This is a genomic window from Allokutzneria sp. A3M-2-11 16 (assembly GCF_024213555.1).
Classification (GTDB): Bacteria; Actinomycetota; Actinomycetes; order Mycobacteriales; family Pseudonocardiaceae; genus Allokutzneria.
Genome location: NZ_JANAVO010000001.1, coordinates 2,666,038 through 2,680,953, shown reverse-complemented (window position 1 = coordinate 2,680,953; position 14,916 = coordinate 2,666,038). Strand labels below are relative to the sequence as shown.

Genomic DNA, 14,916 nt, shown 5'->3' with positions numbered 1-14,916 from the left:
GGTCCAAACCAATCCCGTTTCGTACTCATAACGGGATTTGGGAGCGCTCTCTTTCCGGCTATGAGTACGAAACGGGAAAAGAGGCCGGGTGGGTGGTTAGTGGATCTCGGAGGATTCGGGGGCGGAGCGGGCGATCGCGGCGAGGGTGCGGAGTGCGGCCGTGAGGACGTCGGGGGTGGGGGCGGAGGTGGCGAGGCGCACGGCATTGGGGGCGCGGCCCGCGCCTACCGCGAACGCCGCGGCCGGGCTGACCGCGATTCCCCTGCGGGCGGCCGCCGCGACGAACGTCTCCGCCCGCCACGCCTCCGGCAGCTCCCACCAGCAGTGGTACGCCTGAGGGTCGCCGGTGATCGCGAAGTCGGACAACTCCTTGCGCACCAAGGCTTGGCGGGCCGCCGCGTCCTCCCGCTTCGCCGAGGCGATCGTCGCGGCGGTGCCGTCGGAGATCCAGCACGACGCCGCCGCCAACGCGAAGCCGGGCGCGGCCCAGGTCCCGGACCGCACGGCCGCGGCGATCGGTTCCACCAGTTCCGTTGGAGCGACGAGGAAACCGGCCGTGAGGCCGGGCGAGATGCGCTTGGACAGGCTGTCCACCAACACCGTGTGCGAAGGGGCGAGCGCGGCGAGCGGCGGGAGTTCGTCGCGGAGGAACGTGTAGATCGTGTCCTCGATCGCGTAAATCCCCAAGCGCTGCAACACTTCCGCGATCTCCGCACGGCGACTGCGCGGCATCGAGGTGCCCAGCGGGTTGTGCAGGGTCGGTTGCACGTACACGGCGCGGACGTTGGCGGCGCGGAGCGCGTCGGGGTCGATGCCCCGCGAGTCCATCGGGATCGGCACGAGCGTGATGCCCAGCCGGGCCGCGATCGCCTTCACCACCGGATAGGTCAGCGCTTCGACGCCGAGGCGTTCGCCGACCGGCACGAGCGCGGCGATGGCGGCGGCGATCGCTTGACGGCCGTTGCCCGCGAAGACCACGTTGTCCGGCGACGGCGCCCAGCCGGTCCGCCCGAGCAGCGTGGCGGCGATCTCCCGCGTGACCGGATCACCTTGCACCACAACGGGTTGCAGGGCCGCGCCGAAGACGTCCGGGCGCATCAGGCGCTCCATGCTGTGCGCCAGCAGACCCGGTTGCTCCGGTAGCACGGAGAAGTTCAGTTCGAGGTCGACGCGCGCTCCGCGGGGCTCGGCCAGGGCGGTCTCCAACGGAGGCTTGCCCGCGCGGACGAACGTACCCCTGCCGACCTCGCCGACCGCGAGCCCCCGCCGCACCAGCTCGCCGTACACCCGCGCCGCGGTCGAGCCCGCGATGCGGTGCCTGCGCGCGAACTGCCGCTGCGGGATCAGCCGCTCGCCCGGCCGGAGGCGACCGGCGGCGATGTCGGCCGCGATGGCGTCGGCGATCACCCGGTAGTCGTCCACTCATTGCTCCGAGAACATTGTGGTCATTGCACTCGATTATCGGCGTGCTTAGCGTCGTTGTCATGACCACGGTAACCCTCGGCGGCATCACCTTCGGCTACGACGACCTCGGCTCCGGCGAGCAGGCGCTCGTCCTCGTGCACGGCCACCCGTTCGACCGCACGATGTGGCGCCCCCAGGTGGAGCACTTCGCCGAGCGCGGGTTCCGGGTGATCGCCGCCGACCTCCGCGGCTACGGAGAATCCACCGTGGTGCCCGGAAAAACGCTGCTGAGCACGTTCGCGAAGGATATCGCGACGCTGCTCGACCACCGAGGCGTCGACCGCTTCGCCCTGGCCGGGCTGTCGATGGGCGGGCAGATCGTCATGGAGTGCTACCGGCAGTTCCCGGAGCGCATCACCGGCTTGGTGCTGGCCGACACGACGGCCGAGGCGGAGACCGAGAACGGTAGGCGCAACCGCGCCGAGATGGCCGCGAGATTGCTCCGAGAAGGCATGCGCCCGTACGCCGAGGAAGTGCTCTGGAAGATGGTCGCCGCGGACAAGGACGCGGCCGAGCACGTGCTGCGGATGATGCTCAGCGCGCCACCGGAGGGTGCCGCGGCGGCACTGCTCGGGCGGGCGGAGCGGCCGGACTACCTGGACATGCTCGGCCGGGTCGCCGTGCCCGCGCTCGTGGTGGTCGGCACCGAGGACGAGTACACGCCGATCAGCGACGCACGGCTCATGCACGACCGGCTCCCGGACTCCACACTGGTGGTCGTGGAAGGTGCCGCGCACATGCCGAACCTCGAAAGCACCGAGGAGTTCAACGACGCGTTGCACACTTTCCTCGACAGCATCGCAGCCCGAACAGAACGGTGATCGTTGTGACCAGCCAGAAGACCGTGTTCGTCACCGGTGCCAGCGCCGGATTCGGAGCCGCCATCGCGCGCCGGTTCGTCGCGGAGGGCGCGCGCGTCGTCGCGACCGCCCGCCGCGCCGACAAGCTCGCCGAGCTGGCGGGCGAGCTCGGCCCGAACGTGCTCCCGATCGAGCTGGACGTGCAGGACCGCGACGCCGTCGAGGCCGCGATCGCCACCCTGCCCGCCGAGTTCGCCGAGGTCGACGTCCTGGTCAACAACGCGGGCCTGGCCAAGGGCCTCGAACCCGCGCACAAGGCCGACCTGGACGACTGGGACCAGATGATCGACACCAACTGCAAGGGGTTGGTGTACTGCACGCGCGCGCTGCTGCCGGGCATGGTGGCGCGCGGCCGCGGCCACGTGATCAACCTCGGCTCGATCGCGGGCACCTACCCCTACCCCGGCGGCAACATTTACGGCGCCACCAAGGCATTCGTGCACCAGTTCAGCCTCAACCTGCGCAGCGACCTGCACGGCACCGGTGTCCGCGTCACCTGTGTGGAGCCCGGGATGTGCGGTGGCACCGAGTTCTCGGTGGTGCGCTTCGACGGCGACTCGGGCAAGGCGAACGACGTCTACGCCGGGATGAAGCCGTTGAGCGCCGAGGACATCGCGGAGTCGGTGCACTGGGTCTCCGCGCAGCCACCGCACTTCAACGTCAACACCATCGAGCTCATGCCGGTGGCGCAGAGCTTCGCCGCGTTCCAGGTGCACCGGGAGCGCTGACCGCCAGCACCGCAGCCTGATCGCGCCGCCGCCACAGGGTTCCCACCTCGGTGAACCCGGCGGCGCGCAGCGCGTCCACGTGCCACGAGACGGGCGGGTGGAAGTCGGCCGACTCGCCGTGTTGTTGTCCCACAAGGGTTCCCAGCACCGGGTGCGCCTCGATGGCGGCCCACCACCGCACCCACTCGTCCGCCGACTCGACCGGCTCGGCGAAGCCGGGCAGACCGTCGTCGATCATCCGGTCCGCGTTGGCGAAAATCCCGCCGGGCACCAGGATTCCGCGCACCTCGCGGTAGAGCCGCCGCAACGGCTCGGCCGCGAAGCAGTGCATCGCGGTCATGGTCAGCACGAAGTCGTACTGCTTGTGCGGCAACGCATCCACCCAGTCCGGCGAGCTCAGGTCGGCCTGCACCAGCTCGACCCCGGGCAGCGACGCCTCGGCGATGGCGCGCAGCACCGGGTTGAAGTCGAGCAGGGTCACCTCCGCCTCCGGCAGCCGGGCGAGCAGCCGCCGCGCGAGCGTGCCGGTCCCGCCCGCGAGGTCGAGCACGCGCACCGGCAACCCCTTGGCCCGCACCAGGTCCACGAGCGCGCCCGCGGCTTCTTCGCGATAGGGCAGGTAGACCTCTTGCTGGCGGTCCCAGTCCGACTGGATGGCGACCGCCTCGTCCTTCGTCAGCATCGCCCGAGCTTATCGAAAATGATTATCAAATCAAGAGAGATCTATCCAAGGATGGACGAGGTCGAACCCTCCGCCGGGCCAGGCTCGTCGGTATGAGAACAGCAATCACGATCACCGCCGTGGTCGGCCTGCTGTCCGGGCTCACCACGACGGCCGGCGCCGCGGAACCCTTGCGCTGGCGAGCCTGCGGCGAAGGCGTGCAGTGCGCCGACGTCCGGGTCCCGCTGGACTGGGCGAAGCCGCACGGGCCGCGGACCAGCATCGGCCTCGCCAAGATCCCCGCGCAGGACCAGGCGAACAAGCTCGGCCCGCTCGTGGCCAACCTCGGTGGGCCGGGTGGAACGGTCGAGTACGTGCCGCAGTTCAAGGACAGCTTCGCCGAGCTGACCAAGTGGTTCGACGTGATCATTTTCGATCCACGCGGTTTCGGCGCGAGCCAGGGCGTCACCTGCCCGACATCCGCCCCGATCCCTGGCGTCGACTGGTTCCCGGACCGGTCGACGTACGAGTCCTACGCGGAGGCCAACCGGCGCTTCGCCGAGGACTGCACTCCGACGCTGGGACCGTTGCGGGACAAGCTGAACTCGTGGCAGAGCACGCACGACCTGGACGCGATCCGGGTGGCGCTGGGGCAGCGCGAGCTGAACTACTACGGCAACTCCTACGGAACCGTCTACGGCCAGAACTACGCGCAGCTGTTCGGCGACAAGATCAACCGCATGTACCTGGACAGCGTGTTCGACCACAGCAACCCGGACCTGAGGTCCCGGGCACTGCCTGGGGTCGAGGTGACCGAGGCGAACCTGCACCACTTCGCGAAGTGGGCCGGGCAAGACCCGGCGTCCGCGTTGCGCGGCAAGGACGTTCTCGCCACCTGGGACCGCGTCATCGCTGCGGCACAACGGAAACCGATCCCGGCTCCGGGCGCCGGGCCTGGCCGCACCGTGTCCGTCACGGAGATCACCTGGGCCCTGCCCTCCGGAAGCGATCGGAGCTGGCCCGCCTTCGCCAAGGCGCTCGCCCAGGCCGACACCGGTGACGCCACGCTGATCGCCAGCCAGCCACGCGGCGGCAAGGACCCCGACCTGTCCAGGATCGCGCTCTGCTCGGACTTCCCCTACGACGTGAGCTACGACAGCCTGAAGCGGCTGGAGAACGAGGCCCGTGCGCGGGCGCCGCGAGCGGGTTGGCGCGAGGTCTGGCCCATGGGCTACCACTGCGCGGGGCTGCCGAAAATTGGGACCTACCCGCCGAAGCCGATCAAGGCGAAGAAGGTCCCGCCGGCCCTGGCCGCCAACGGCAGATTCGACCAAGCCACGCCGCCGGAGTTCGGCAAGCGCGTCGCCGCGCAACTCCCCGGCGCGCGCTACCTCAGCGCCGAGGGTGGCCACGCCCTGTACTGGGGCGGCCGCAACAAGTGCGTGCGCGATCGGGTGCACCGCTACCTCGTCAACGGCGAACTGCCCGCGCCCGGCACGCACTGCGCGGCGTAGCTGGTGTACCAACGTGGCATGTCCACCACCAGGGACGCCCTCGGCTGCGCGGCGATCGCGGCTGCTGTCTTCGGCGCCGCGCTGCTTGAGGGCTCCCCTGCGCGACCGCTAGCTCTCGGGGTGCTCAGCGTCGGCGTGGCGGCACCTCTGATGCTGCGCAAGCGGATGCCGCTCACCACCGCGGCGCTGTCGTCATTGGTGGCGCTGCTCGGTTTCGCGGTGCCCGGCTGGTCGGGGAAGGTGGTGGCGATGGCCGCGTGCGGGTCGGCGGCCTACTACCGCCCGAACCGGCTGGCCGCGGTACTGGCCGTCTCGATCCTCGGCTTCCTCGCGATCCCCGCGGTGGTCGCGTCCCGCCCGGTCGGCACCACGGCGGTGCTCACCGAAATGATCATCACCTCGATCGCCCCCGGAGTGCTGGGCTACGCGGTGCGGCTGCGGGCGGAGCGAGCCGAGCAGCTGGCGCGACTGCACCGAGCGGAGGCCGCGCGGACGGTCGCGGAGGAGCGGGCGGGCATCGCCCGTGAGGTGCACGACGCGGTCGGCCACCACCTGACCGCCATCCGGATGCAGGCGACCGCGGCGCGGCACGTGCTCACCGACGCCTCCCCGGTGGCGACCACGACCCTGAACACGATCAACGATCTCGCCGCGCGGGCGTTGAGCGAGGTGCGTGACATGCTGGAAACGTTGCGGGACAAGCCGTCCGGCTCACGGATCGACGAGATCGCCGACCTGGTCGGGCGACTGTCCACATCGGACATAAAGATCACGTTGACCACGGTCGGCGACACCGGCGACCTGCCCCCGCTCGTCGATCACGGCGGCTATCGCCTCGCCCAGGAGGCGCTGACGAACGCGATCCGGCACTCCGGCGCCGACACGATCGCGGTGAGCGTCGCGCGCGAACCGGACTCCGTCGTGATCACGGTGGAGGACAACGGTTCCAGCACGTCCGTCGCCGCGGAGGGCTCCGGCATCCGGGGCATGCGCGAGCGCGCGCGGCTGCTCGGTGGGAGCGTGACGATCGGGGTGGCGCAACCGCACGGCTGGCGGGTCAGCGCCGTGCTCCCGGCGCGGGTGGGCCGATGATCCGGGTGGTCATCGCCGACGACCAGGCCGAGGTCCGTTCGGCGCTGCGGCTCGTGCTGGACGCGGAACCCGACATCGAGGTGGTCGCCGAGGCCGCGGACGGCGCGGAGGCGGTGCGCCGGACCGAGGAGCGGCGGCCGGACGTGCTGGTGATCGACATCCGGATGCCCCGGCTGGACGGGATCGGCGCGATCACCAGACTGGCGGCGTCCAGCGGCACCACCAAGATCATCGCGTTGACCACCTTCGGCATCGACGAGTACCTCTTCGGCGCGCTCCGGGCCGGAGCGACCGGGTTCCTGCTCAAGGACTCCGAGCCGCGGCTGCTGCTCGACGCGATCCGCGCGGCGGACCGCGGGCACGGGCTGATCGACCCGCAGGTGACGCACCGGCTGATCGACCGCTTCGCCAGCCTCAGCCCCCGCCCGGCCACCGCGGAACTGGACCGGCTGACGCCGAGGGAGCGCGAGGTCCTGCTGGAGATCGCACGCGGGCTGAGCAATGCCGAGATCGCCAGGCAGCTGTGGATCGAGGAGGGAACCGTCAAGACGCACGTGGTGCGCATCCTGGCCAAGCTCGGGTTGCGGACCAGGGTGCACGCGGTGATCTACGCGCACGAGCACGGGCTCCTGCATCGGGAGCGGTAGGACCGGCGCGGGCAACACGCACTGTCCCCGACAGTGTCACCCGCGCCGACCGGCACGTTCTGCACACCCCCAGGTGGAGCAGAACAGCGATCTTCGTCGAGATTATTACAAGCTGTAACAGTCGGCCAAGGGCATTGCGGGCCAGCTAGGTTGGCCTGGTGAGCAGTGAGCCGCCGCGGCGCCGCCCGGGGCCGCCGCCGCGGCTGAGCCGCGAGTTGATCGCCGACGCCGCCATCGCGGTCGGCTTCACCGAGCTGACCCTGGCCTCGGTCGCCGAACGGCTCGACGCCAGCCACGCGGCGCTGTACCGGCACGTGACCGACCGGGACGACCTGGTGGTCGCGGCCGCGGAACGGCTGGTCGGCGGGCTGCCGCGGTCGCCGGACACCGGGGACTGGCGCGAGGTGCTGGAGGCCGGGGCCTGGGCGCTGTGGCGGATGTACGCCGACAACCCCGGCGTTGACCAGGTGCTCTGCGCGGTCCCGGCGGCGCGCGAGGTCGTCGTCGGCCACACCGTCGCGCTGATCCGCCGCCTGTGCGAGATCGGCTTCGACCCGGCGTACGCGGTGCTCGCCGCCGACCTCGTGGTGGACTTCGCGCGGGCGTCCGGCGGCACCGCGGGCCTGCTGCACGCCGCCTCCGCCGCCGAGGTGCGGGCCGCGCTGGTCAGGCTGAGCGCCGACCCGGCGGAGAACGAGCTGCTGCGAGAGGTCAGCGGGGCGCTCGACCGGGACCACCGGCCGTGGGCGGCGCGCAAGCTCGCCGTGGTGCTCGACGGCATCGCCGCGAACGCGCCCCCGACCCAGGCGAAGACCTCCGTGAAGTGATCAACATGGGGTCGCTCGATAGGGTGGGTAATCGATACCTTCTTTGGGGTGACGAACCATCAGGTCACCATTCAGCTCAGCCCTGACGAGGCGCTCGTGCTCTTCGACTGGCTCTCCCGAACCGACGACCAGGGCGGCCTCGACCCGCTGACCGAGGACCACGCCGAGCGCGTCGCCCTCTCCAGTCTGGCCGCCACACTCGAAGACCAGGTCATCGACACCTTCGACCCGGCGTACACGCAGCGGGTCCGGACCGCGCGCCTGCGGCTGACCCGCGACCTGTCCTAGGGTTCGTGGCCGTGCCACGACTGCTGCTCGTCCATCACACACCGTCGCCGAACCTCCAGGCCATGTTCGAGGCCGTCGTCTCCGGTGCCACCGACCCGGAGATCGAGGGCGTCGAGCTGGTCCGGCGCGCCGCGCTGGCCGCCACCGCCTCCGACGTGCTCGCCGCCGACGGCTTCCTGCTGGGCACCCCGGCCAACCTGGGCTACATGTCCGGCGACAAGGTGATGAAATAGGCTTTGATCTGACCTGCGAGAACAGGGTTCACGTTGCCCTGACGCGGCCCGATCGGCAGGCTCTGAGAGATGCCGCGCCTGCTGATCATCCACCACACGCCCTCCCCGAACCTGCAAGCGATGTTCGAGGCGGTGGTGTCCGGAGCTACCGATCCTGAGATCGAAGACGTGGAGGTCGTGCGCCAACCTGCGCTAGCCGCGACCGCCGCTGACGCGTTGGCCGCAGACGGCTACATCCTGGGGACTCCAGCGAACTTCGGGATGATGAGCGGCGCGCTCAAGTGCTTCTTCGATCTCGCGTACTACCCATGCCTGGACGCCACACGCGGTCGGCCGTACGGGCTCTACGTCCACGGCAACGACGACACGGCAGGCGCCATCAAGGGAGTTGAGAAGATCACGACCGGGCTCGCATGGGAACGCGTCGTTGCCCCGATCTCGGTCACGGCGGGACCGAGCAAGGACGACCTGAAAGCGTGCTGGGAACTCGGGGCAACCGTTGCGGCGAACCTCATGTCTTGACTATCAGGCGCGTTCGACCGGCCGCTTCTGCGGAGGCGCCGTGACAGCAGAAGGCGGGGCCGCCGTAGCGGTCCCGCCCCCTTCACTCGGACTGCTCAGCGTCGAGCTTGTCCGCCTTCACAACTTCGATGAACCGTACGAACGCGGCTGGCTTGAACCGTAGTCGCGGTCCGCTTGGGTTCTTGCTGTCTCGGATCAGCGCCGCACTAGGCAGGAAGCCCACCTCGACGCAGTCATTGGAAGGGCTGTGGCTGCTCTTCCGCCACACAATCCCTTCCGGGTCACTCGTCATCCCCGCACCTCCTGGTGTCGTCAAAGTTCAGAGACAACGTTAGTCAGCCAGTCGCGGGTAGCGGGAGGCGCGAGAGCCCGCATCCCAACGTCTTCGAGCACCTCTGCGTAGACCTTCACAAGGTGGGCTTCCTCAACCCACGTGACTTCGGCCAGGGACTCCAGGAAGACAAAGTTGTCTGCTGGATCACGCTGCTCCAGTAGGACGAAGCCGAACCCCGATGCTGCGTGGATACCGGCTGAGAAGGGCATGACCTGAATTGTGATTTGGTCATGTTCGCTGAGTTCGATCATGTGACGGAGTTGCGGCCCCATTAGGTCAGACTCGCCCGCAAGGCACCTGATCACCGCTTCACTCAGGATGAAGTGCAGTTCCTTGCCAGCGGCGAGCAAGCGATGGAGTCGGGCCACTCTCGTGTCCCTCAACGCCTCACGGTCTTCTGGCCGGATGAGAGGGTTCAGCCTGATGACTCGCAGCGCGAGTTCTGGCAGCTGCAACATGCCGGGAACAAGTTCCGTGCTGTAGCTCCGAAACGCCCGCGCCGTCTGCTCTCGGCGGAGCAAGCGACTGAACTTCTCAGGCTGTGCGCCAGGAGCAACCTTCGGCCGCCGACGCGCCGCAGCTCTGCTCAACTCTTCTATCTCGCGTCGCACGTCGCCCGCAACGCCGAAGAAGTCCAAGAGCTTCAGCACTTCGTCGGCGGTAATGCCACGCGAACCGGACAGAACGCGACTGACCTTCGCTGGCTCGCATCCCAGCACGCGCGCAAGATCTGCCTGGGTCGTGCCGGTTGCCTGACGCGCCGCAGCAAGTTGTCCTCGAAGGCGTCGCGCGAGTTCGTCCTTGGCCTGTGCGGGGTCCATCCACGCTCCTTCCTGCGCTCACAGTCTGCACGCAAGTAGCGAACGAGTATTTCGCCCGATTGGGCGCGCACACAACTGGAATGTTCCGGTTATGGTGGGCACCCGTAACTGGAAAGTTGCCAGTTACGGGCAAGTGCCCGCCCCGTCGCTGGTCGTCAAAGTTCAACCCGCACAGCGACGGGGCGGGCCGAAGCTTCAGCGGCTCGCCCGTGCCCTGTCCGGGCGGGCCGCTGTTCCACCGGCGCTCAGCAAGGGGGACTCGTGGACGTAGCCCGCACGCTGCGACTCGCGGAGGAGATGGCGACTCTGCTCCTGAAGCTGGTCACGAGCGACTACCCGTGGAAGCTGCACTTCTTCGGCCCCGGCGGCAAAGACGAACCGGACGTGCTCGCCGCGTCCCTTCCGCACTCCCACGCCCAGGACGTCATCGTGTTCCACACGGCGGAGTCCGCCGTGGCCTACCGCGTACCGAACCACCCGACCAACCGAGACCGGTTCGAACCGGCCACCGTCTCCTGGTGGTACTCCGCCCCGCCCGCACAAGTCCTTCAAGTACTGCGCGCCCTGCCGTCCCCCGGGACTCCCGGAGAACCGTTCGACTCGACCACCCTGCCCACACACCTCCGAGTCCCACGATGGTTTCGAGACAACGAAACCGTGATCCCCACTCCGTCCAAATCGGACAGACGATGAACACGGCCACCCTGTGGGGGATGTGGTTAGAGGTCTTCTTCGGTCTCGCGGGTGCCGCGATCGGGCTCACGGTCGCTGCGTACCGCGTCGGCGTGGGGCCAACGGGAATCATCGTGTGGCTTCGGCGAATCCTGCGTGGACGTACTGATCACGTGGAAGCTCCGCGAAGCGACGACGTTCCTCCCTCTGCTCCCGAAGTCCCGCATCCTCGCCACGCACCTGACGCGAACGACGCCCCCACCCTGCCCACGCTCGTGCGGGTGGTCTCCGGCGGCCGACCGCATGTGCTTGTGGATCTCACCGGGCGCGCTCACGACAGCAGAGACGGGGATGAACGGTGAGCCCGGCGTGGGTGGTCTCGGCCCTACTGCTCGCGTGGCTGAGCGGCGGCGGGTACCTCGCAGCGGTCGTGCTCGCGGAGTCCTCCGGCCGCACAACGCGGGCGTGGGTCACCGGGTGGACGACGCGGCGCACCACACGAGCGGTCCGCGTGCGGCGGGCGCGGGCGAACACCCGAGCGGCATCGGGTGTCGGGGGACACGCCTTCCCTTGCCGCACACGGGAAGCAGCACAGGTGATGCCCCTGGTGGCAACGGACAGTCCCCGTGCTGCACGCGGGGGCCGGAGCGGAGCACACGTCCGTTCCGGCTCCCGTCCCGCCGCGTGAGAACGAACTAGGCAGGAAGCGAACTGTGGTCGACAAGGAAGACGTGGAGCCGCGTCATGCGGCGCTGCTGTTCGATGACGCGTTTCACGCGATCGACGTAGCTGTGATCGCGCTGGCCTACGTCACCGAACGCGCGGAGCACTACCCGGCGGAACTTCCCATCGGGAGCCACGAGGCGCTCAAGGCCATCGGGGCGTACCTGGACTGGTGTGTCACCGGCCTGGCCTTGTCAGCCAATCCCATCTGGGACCACTACGCGCTCAATCCGCCGAAGAGACCGGAGCCGGACGCCCAGCCTCCGGCGAAGATCCTCCGCTTCCCTGCGCGGACACCGCCGCCCCCGCCCGTATCACGGCGGTGAGCTGACCACGTGGGGACGGCCCTGACCCCGACATAGGCCGTCTCCACTTTCCCGTTGCCAGCTAAGGAGAATCCCGATGACCGACGACCACACAACCAACCAGAGCAGCGAGGATGACTCCGAGCCAACGGGATTCTTCGCCACACTCCTCACGATGCAAACCAACTGGGCCAGCCTCGATCCCATCACGCAGAGGTGCGCGATGGATCTCGCGGAGCACTTCGACTACACCGGCGACCGGACCGGCGGCGCGAAGCTCACCCGCCTGGTCGGCCACCTGACGAAGAACACCTGCCCGCTATGAACGCCGGTCGGCCCGAGCACCCCATCCGCAACCCCGATTCCCCGGCGGGCATGTTGGCTCTCCAGTTGAGAAAACTCCGTTCCCGCAAGGGAAATCCGACCTACCGAGACATGGCTGACCGCGTCTCCTTCTCGGCGGGCACCTTGTCGGCAGCGGCGCGAGGCGACCGCTTCCCCACCCGTGACGTGGTCATGGCCTTCGCCGAAGCCTGCGGCGAAGATCCAGCGGAGTGGAGCCGGAAGTGGAAACAGGCCAACCGCTGCCGTTGCCCCAACACAACATCAACACCAATCGATCAGTTTGGAGCTGGCATGGGACTGCACTTCGTGGATACGAAGGACTGGCACTTGTTGGAAAGCTGTATGACGGTGGACGCCCACACTCGGATCGAGCCTGGGATTCTCACCGAAAACATCATCGGCTTCAGGATGACGGACGAACGGGAACCCGACTTCAAGCGTCCGGACGGAGTTGTCAGCATCAGTGGTTCACCGGAGGAGATCGCGCGCTTGATCGCGGCTCTGGAGACGGTCTACGCCACGTGGCGAGCGAAGTACGTCCAGCTCCCCACGACGCACACGCGCCCCTAGAGGCTTACTGACCGCTAGTCAACGCAGAACGGGCGCACGCTGAGTTGATCAGCGTGCGCCCGTTGGCATTGGTGGCACTAGCGGGGGAAGTCCTCGGGCGCGGTGAACCACGCGATCTCACCGATGTTCAGTTCGTAGGTGCGCGCCGCGAGTTCGGCCGTCTCGGCTTCGATCCGGGCGGCCGACTCCTCCGGGCTGGTCGGCCAGGGCTTGAACCCGTCGTCGACGTCGCCGGGAATCATCGCGCCGTCGCGGACGAGCTGCGCGGCGGCGGCAGCGCCCTGCAAGAGCAGGTCGGTCGGGTCCGCGTCCTCGTCGGCGTTCTCATGGAAGTACGCGACGATGTCGAGCAGCGTCATCCAGTCGTACTCGAAGGACGCGGCGACGTACGCCTTCAACTCCTCGTAGTTCACGGGGTCCCGTCCTGTTCCTCGTGGCTCACATGCACCTTCAGAGTGGTCTTCTTCTTGCCAGGGACCGCAAGATCCATCGTCGGATCATTATCACCGCCGCTACGGCTACTCGTGCGGTACGCGATCCTCGTGCCGTCCGGAAACTTCCACATCTGGCCCTTGTAACTGGGGATGTGCTCCCGCTCCGCGCCCACATGCAGCGCCGCGAATATCTCGTTCAGCTCCGCCACAGAGTCCACGAGTCGGATCGGCATCGACTTACTCCCGCGCGGTTTCCGGCCGATGACCTCCCCACCGTTGAGCACATGCTCCTTCGCGGTCTTTCCCTTCCACTTCCCCGGCGCCGGAGCTGTCGCCGCAACCGACCGCGCAGGCTCCGAGACCGCCGCAGGAGTGGCAGGCACTGTCCCGGCTCCACGAGTGCCCAAGCGATCAGCGAAGCCGTTCAGGGCCGCGCTGAGCGCCTCCGCGTACTCAGCTGCGTCGCCGATCGCGGACACGGTGTCGGACAGTGCGCCGACCACGCCCGCGTGGTGCTCCGGCCTGCTCCCGTCCATCGCGACCGCCAGACCGTCCCGCGCGTCGGCAGCCAGCTCGTGTGCCGCGAGCACCTGCGCGCGTGCCGCCTGCACCGTGTCGGCCGTCGCGCGGACGCGATCCCCGACTTCCCCTTGAGACATGCGTCAGCTCAGCTCTTGCACGCGGTGTCGCCGCGCATCGTGTTCGCCCACGCAATGGAGTTGTCCGTTGCGGTGCGCACCGTGACCGATACCAGGTCCGGCACGGTCGACTTCGCCGTCACGAACGCGGCGTCGCAGACCTTCACCGCCGTGGCCTTGTCGGTCTTCGTCAAACTGGTGACCACGAGAACCGCGCGGCCGTCCAGGCGCGCGGAGGTCACGCTCGTCTTCCATAACGCGGACGTCGAGTCGGCGGTGAACCGGTCGGTGAACGCCTTCGCGGTGTCGGCGGTGGTTGTCACGGCGGTGACGGTCGGGGTGGGCGCAGGTTGGACTGCGCCACATGCGGACAGGATGAGCACGGCCGCGAGCGCGGCGAGCATTCGGTACATGCGGTTCCCCCGTGGTGAAGTCGTTTCGCGTGGTTCATCGTCGCGCCTTGCGCTCTGGTTACTTGTGGTGCACACACCAAAGTTCAGGCAAACGCAAACAGGTAACGACCGAAGGCGGGACTTAGCGTGCACACGACAAACGCTTGGTGTGAAACAAAAAAGCCCCGCCACCCTGAGATGGGTGACGGGGCTTGGATGGTTCAACTGGGTCACGGTCCAGAGGTACCGGCGTGGTGTCACACGGCGCTTCCGGGGACTACCGGCTTCGTTCAGGTACTGCGACGTGAAGAACTCTGCTCAGGCGGTCCCCTCTCCCATGACCCACGTCGCGGCGTCCAGGATGTCCGTCATCGGCTCGCCCAACGCTTTGAAGGCGAGTGCGAGGGCGACCGCGCGCGGGGTCATGCGGGCGATGGCGGATTGGGCAGAGGGCTGTTCGGCTCCGGTTTCCTGTCGGTTGGTGTAGACGGCCGCGTGGCGTGCACAGGTGCGGAGAGCGTCGGCCGCGTCGGTGGCGTGCTCGTGGGTGAGCAGCACCGAGCGGGCGGTGTCGTTGTCGATGTCGACCGCGATCAGAAGCGTCCCCTCTTCCTCTCCGTGGTAGATGTGCAGGCGCCCGGCGATGGTGGTCCCGTTTCCCTTGTGCTGCCCGGAAATCAGCTGACGAATCACCTCCGCCGCCGTGCGCGCGTCGGTGCGGGTGAGGCTCAGCTCCGCCACGTCGTCGTGCGCGGCTTCGCGGACCACCACGAGGATGTTCGCGCCGTGCTGTGCGATCCCGATGTGATCCTCCGGCTGGACGGAGCAGGTGTAGACGTGCACGTA

20 protein-coding genes and 1 pseudogene are annotated in these 14,916 nt (G+C 68.4%); 13 read left to right on the top strand and 8 right to left on the bottom strand.

Annotation, left to right across the window (positions count from 1 at the left end; genetic code table 11):
• Window positions 1-96: 96 nt before the first annotated feature.
• Window positions 97-1,422, bottom strand: a complete 1,326-nt coding sequence (locus NLX83_RS13300; protein ID WP_254235131.1) for an aminotransferase-like domain-containing protein — start codon at window positions 1,420-1,422, stop codon at window positions 97-99.
• Between the two features lie 62 nt (window positions 1,423-1,484).
• Here NLX83_RS13300 and NLX83_RS13295 point away from each other — a divergent pair, with 62 nt between their 5' ends.
• Together NLX83_RS13295 and NLX83_RS13290 are read left to right on the top strand one after the other, a co-directional pair.
• Window positions 1,485-2,285 carry an alpha/beta fold hydrolase gene (locus NLX83_RS13295; protein WP_254235130.1) on the top strand — a complete coding sequence of 267 codons (801 nt, stop codon included), beginning with the start codon at window positions 1,485-1,487 and terminating at the stop codon, window positions 2,283-2,285.
• Entirely contained in the window at window positions 2,285-3,052 is a 768-nt protein-coding gene (locus tag NLX83_RS13290; protein WP_254236212.1) for an SDR family oxidoreductase, read from the top strand. The genes NLX83_RS13295 and NLX83_RS13290 overlap by 1 nt, the downstream gene beginning before the upstream one ends.
• Here the strand turns inward: NLX83_RS13290 and NLX83_RS13285 are convergent.
• The gene (locus tag NLX83_RS13285) at window positions 3,000-3,734 is read right to left on the bottom strand and encodes a class I SAM-dependent methyltransferase (protein ID WP_254235129.1); all 735 of its coding nucleotides are present in this window, start codon (window positions 3,732-3,734) and stop codon (window positions 3,000-3,002) included. The genes NLX83_RS13290 and NLX83_RS13285 overlap by 53 nt on opposite strands.
• A 92-nt stretch (window positions 3,735-3,826) precedes the next feature.
• On the opposite strand from NLX83_RS13285, the gene NLX83_RS13280 reads away from it, so the two are divergent.
• From NLX83_RS13280 to NLX83_RS13250, 7 genes and pseudogenes are all read left to right on the top strand, one after another.
• Complete coding sequence (locus NLX83_RS13280; protein ID WP_254235128.1) at window positions 3,827-5,227, top strand: alpha/beta hydrolase; 1,401 nt, start codon at window positions 3,827-3,829, stop codon at window positions 5,225-5,227.
• 18 nt (window positions 5,228-5,245) lie between these two features.
• Window positions 5,246-6,319 (top strand): sensor histidine kinase, encoded by a 1,074-nt coding sequence (locus NLX83_RS13275; protein WP_254235127.1) that lies wholly within the window; start codon window positions 5,246-5,248, stop codon window positions 6,317-6,319.
• Complete coding sequence (locus tag NLX83_RS13270; RefSeq protein WP_254235126.1) at window positions 6,316-6,966, top strand: response regulator; 651 nt, start codon at window positions 6,316-6,318, stop codon at window positions 6,964-6,966. Before NLX83_RS13275 ends, NLX83_RS13270 begins: the two co-directional genes overlap by 4 nt.
• 158 nt (window positions 6,967-7,124) lie before the next feature.
• Window positions 7,125-7,793, top strand: a complete 669-nt coding sequence (locus tag NLX83_RS13265; protein WP_254235125.1) for a TetR/AcrR family transcriptional regulator — start codon at window positions 7,125-7,127, stop codon at window positions 7,791-7,793.
• A 48-nt stretch (window positions 7,794-7,841) separates the two neighbouring features.
• Window positions 7,842-8,081 carry a hypothetical protein gene (locus NLX83_RS13260; RefSeq protein WP_254235124.1) on the top strand — a complete coding sequence of 80 codons (240 nt, stop codon included), beginning with the start codon at window positions 7,842-7,844 and terminating at the stop codon, window positions 8,079-8,081.
• Between the two features lie 11 nt (window positions 8,082-8,092).
• A pseudogene (locus NLX83_RS13255) lies at window positions 8,093-8,296 on the top strand (flavodoxin family protein); the annotation flags it as partial.
• An 87-nt stretch (window positions 8,297-8,383) separates the two neighbouring features.
• A complete protein-coding gene (locus NLX83_RS13250) occupies window positions 8,384-8,836 on the top strand; it encodes a flavodoxin family protein (RefSeq protein WP_254235123.1) in 453 nt (150 codons plus the stop codon).
• 82 nt (window positions 8,837-8,918) lie between these two features.
• Here the strand turns inward: NLX83_RS13250 and NLX83_RS13245 are convergent, their stop codons facing one another.
• Window positions 8,919-9,128: a DUF397 domain-containing protein gene (locus NLX83_RS13245; RefSeq protein WP_254235122.1), complete on the bottom strand. Its 210-nt coding sequence runs from the start codon at window positions 9,126-9,128 to the stop codon at window positions 8,919-8,921.
• Window positions 9,129-9,148: 20 nt separating this feature from the next.
• Complete coding sequence (locus NLX83_RS13240; RefSeq protein ID WP_254235121.1) at window positions 9,149-9,991, bottom strand: helix-turn-helix domain-containing protein; 843 nt, start codon at window positions 9,989-9,991, stop codon at window positions 9,149-9,151.
• A 261-nt stretch (window positions 9,992-10,252) separates the two neighbouring features.
• Here NLX83_RS13240 and NLX83_RS13235 point away from each other — a divergent pair, with 261 nt between their 5' ends.
• The 4 genes from NLX83_RS13235 to NLX83_RS13220 all read left to right on the top strand — a co-directional run bounded on the left by NLX83_RS13235 (window position 10,253) and on the right by NLX83_RS13220 (window position 12,606).
• Window positions 10,253-10,684 (top strand): hypothetical protein, encoded by a 432-nt coding sequence (locus NLX83_RS13235; protein WP_254235120.1) that lies wholly within the window; start codon window positions 10,253-10,255, stop codon window positions 10,682-10,684.
• Between the two features lie 692 nt (window positions 10,685-11,376).
• Entirely contained in the window at window positions 11,377-11,712 is a 336-nt protein-coding gene (locus NLX83_RS13230) for a hypothetical protein (RefSeq protein ID WP_254235119.1), read from the top strand.
• Window positions 11,713-11,788: 76 nt separating this feature from the next.
• Entirely contained in the window at window positions 11,789-12,016 is a 228-nt protein-coding gene (locus tag NLX83_RS13225; RefSeq protein ID WP_254235118.1) for a hypothetical protein, read from the top strand.
• A complete protein-coding gene (locus tag NLX83_RS13220; RefSeq protein WP_254235117.1) occupies window positions 12,013-12,606 on the top strand; it encodes a helix-turn-helix domain-containing protein in 594 nt (197 codons plus the stop codon). The genes NLX83_RS13225 and NLX83_RS13220 overlap by 4 nt, the downstream gene beginning before the upstream one ends.
• A gap of 77 nt (window positions 12,607-12,683) precedes the next feature.
• Here the strand turns inward: NLX83_RS13220 and NLX83_RS13215 are convergent, their stop codons facing one another.
• The 4 genes from NLX83_RS13215 to NLX83_RS13200 form a co-directional block, all read right to left on the bottom strand.
• Complete coding sequence (locus tag NLX83_RS13215) at window positions 12,684-13,019, bottom strand: hypothetical protein (protein ID WP_254235116.1); 336 nt, start codon at window positions 13,017-13,019, stop codon at window positions 12,684-12,686.
• A complete protein-coding gene (locus NLX83_RS13210) occupies window positions 13,016-13,699 on the bottom strand; it encodes a hypothetical protein (RefSeq protein WP_254235115.1) in 684 nt (227 codons plus the stop codon). Before NLX83_RS13210 ends, NLX83_RS13215 begins: the two co-directional genes overlap by 4 nt.
• 8 nt (window positions 13,700-13,707) lie before the next feature.
• Window positions 13,708-14,001 carry a hypothetical protein gene (locus NLX83_RS13205; protein WP_254235114.1) on the bottom strand — a complete coding sequence of 98 codons (294 nt, stop codon included), beginning with the start codon at window positions 13,999-14,001 and terminating at the stop codon, window positions 13,708-13,710.
• Between the two features lie 387 nt (window positions 14,002-14,388).
• Window positions 14,389-14,913, bottom strand: a complete 525-nt coding sequence (locus NLX83_RS13200; protein ID WP_254235113.1) for a hypothetical protein — start codon at window positions 14,911-14,913, stop codon at window positions 14,389-14,391.
• Window positions 14,914-14,916 lie beyond the last annotated feature (3 nt).

What these genes read in the sequence shown, in the direction of transcription:
- NLX83_RS13285 (WP_254235129.1), bottom strand. Translation starts at nt 3,734, where the DNA reads ATGCTGACGAAGGACGAGGCGGTCGCCATCCAGTCGGACTGGGACCGC.
- NLX83_RS13220 (WP_254235117.1), top strand. Translation starts at nt 12,013, where the DNA reads ATGAACGCCGGTCGGCCCGAGCACCCCATCCGCAACCCCGATTCCCCG.
- NLX83_RS13240 (WP_254235121.1), bottom strand. Translation starts at nt 9,991, where the DNA reads ATGGACCCCGCACAGGCCAAGGACGAACTCGCGCGACGCCTTCGAGGA.
- NLX83_RS13270 (WP_254235126.1), top strand. Translation starts at nt 6,316, where the DNA reads ATGATCCGGGTGGTCATCGCCGACGACCAGGCCGAGGTCCGTTCGGCG.
- NLX83_RS13275 (WP_254235127.1), top strand. Translation starts at nt 5,246, where the DNA reads ATGTCCACCACCAGGGACGCCCTCGGCTGCGCGGCGATCGCGGCTGCT.
- NLX83_RS13250 (WP_254235123.1), top strand. Translation starts at nt 8,384, where the DNA reads ATGCCGCGCCTGCTGATCATCCACCACACGCCCTCCCCGAACCTGCAA.
- NLX83_RS13225 (WP_254235118.1), top strand. Translation starts at nt 11,789, where the DNA reads ATGACCGACGACCACACAACCAACCAGAGCAGCGAGGATGACTCCGAG.
- NLX83_RS13280 (WP_254235128.1), top strand. Translation starts at nt 3,827, where the DNA reads ATGAGAACAGCAATCACGATCACCGCCGTGGTCGGCCTGCTGTCCGGG.
- NLX83_RS13295 (WP_254235130.1), top strand. Translation starts at nt 1,485, where the DNA reads ATGACCACGGTAACCCTCGGCGGCATCACCTTCGGCTACGACGACCTC.
- NLX83_RS13210 (WP_254235115.1), bottom strand. Translation starts at nt 13,699, where the DNA reads ATGTCTCAAGGGGAAGTCGGGGATCGCGTCCGCGCGACGGCCGACACG.
- NLX83_RS13245 (WP_254235122.1), bottom strand. Translation starts at nt 9,128, where the DNA reads ATGACGAGTGACCCGGAAGGGATTGTGTGGCGGAAGAGCAGCCACAGC.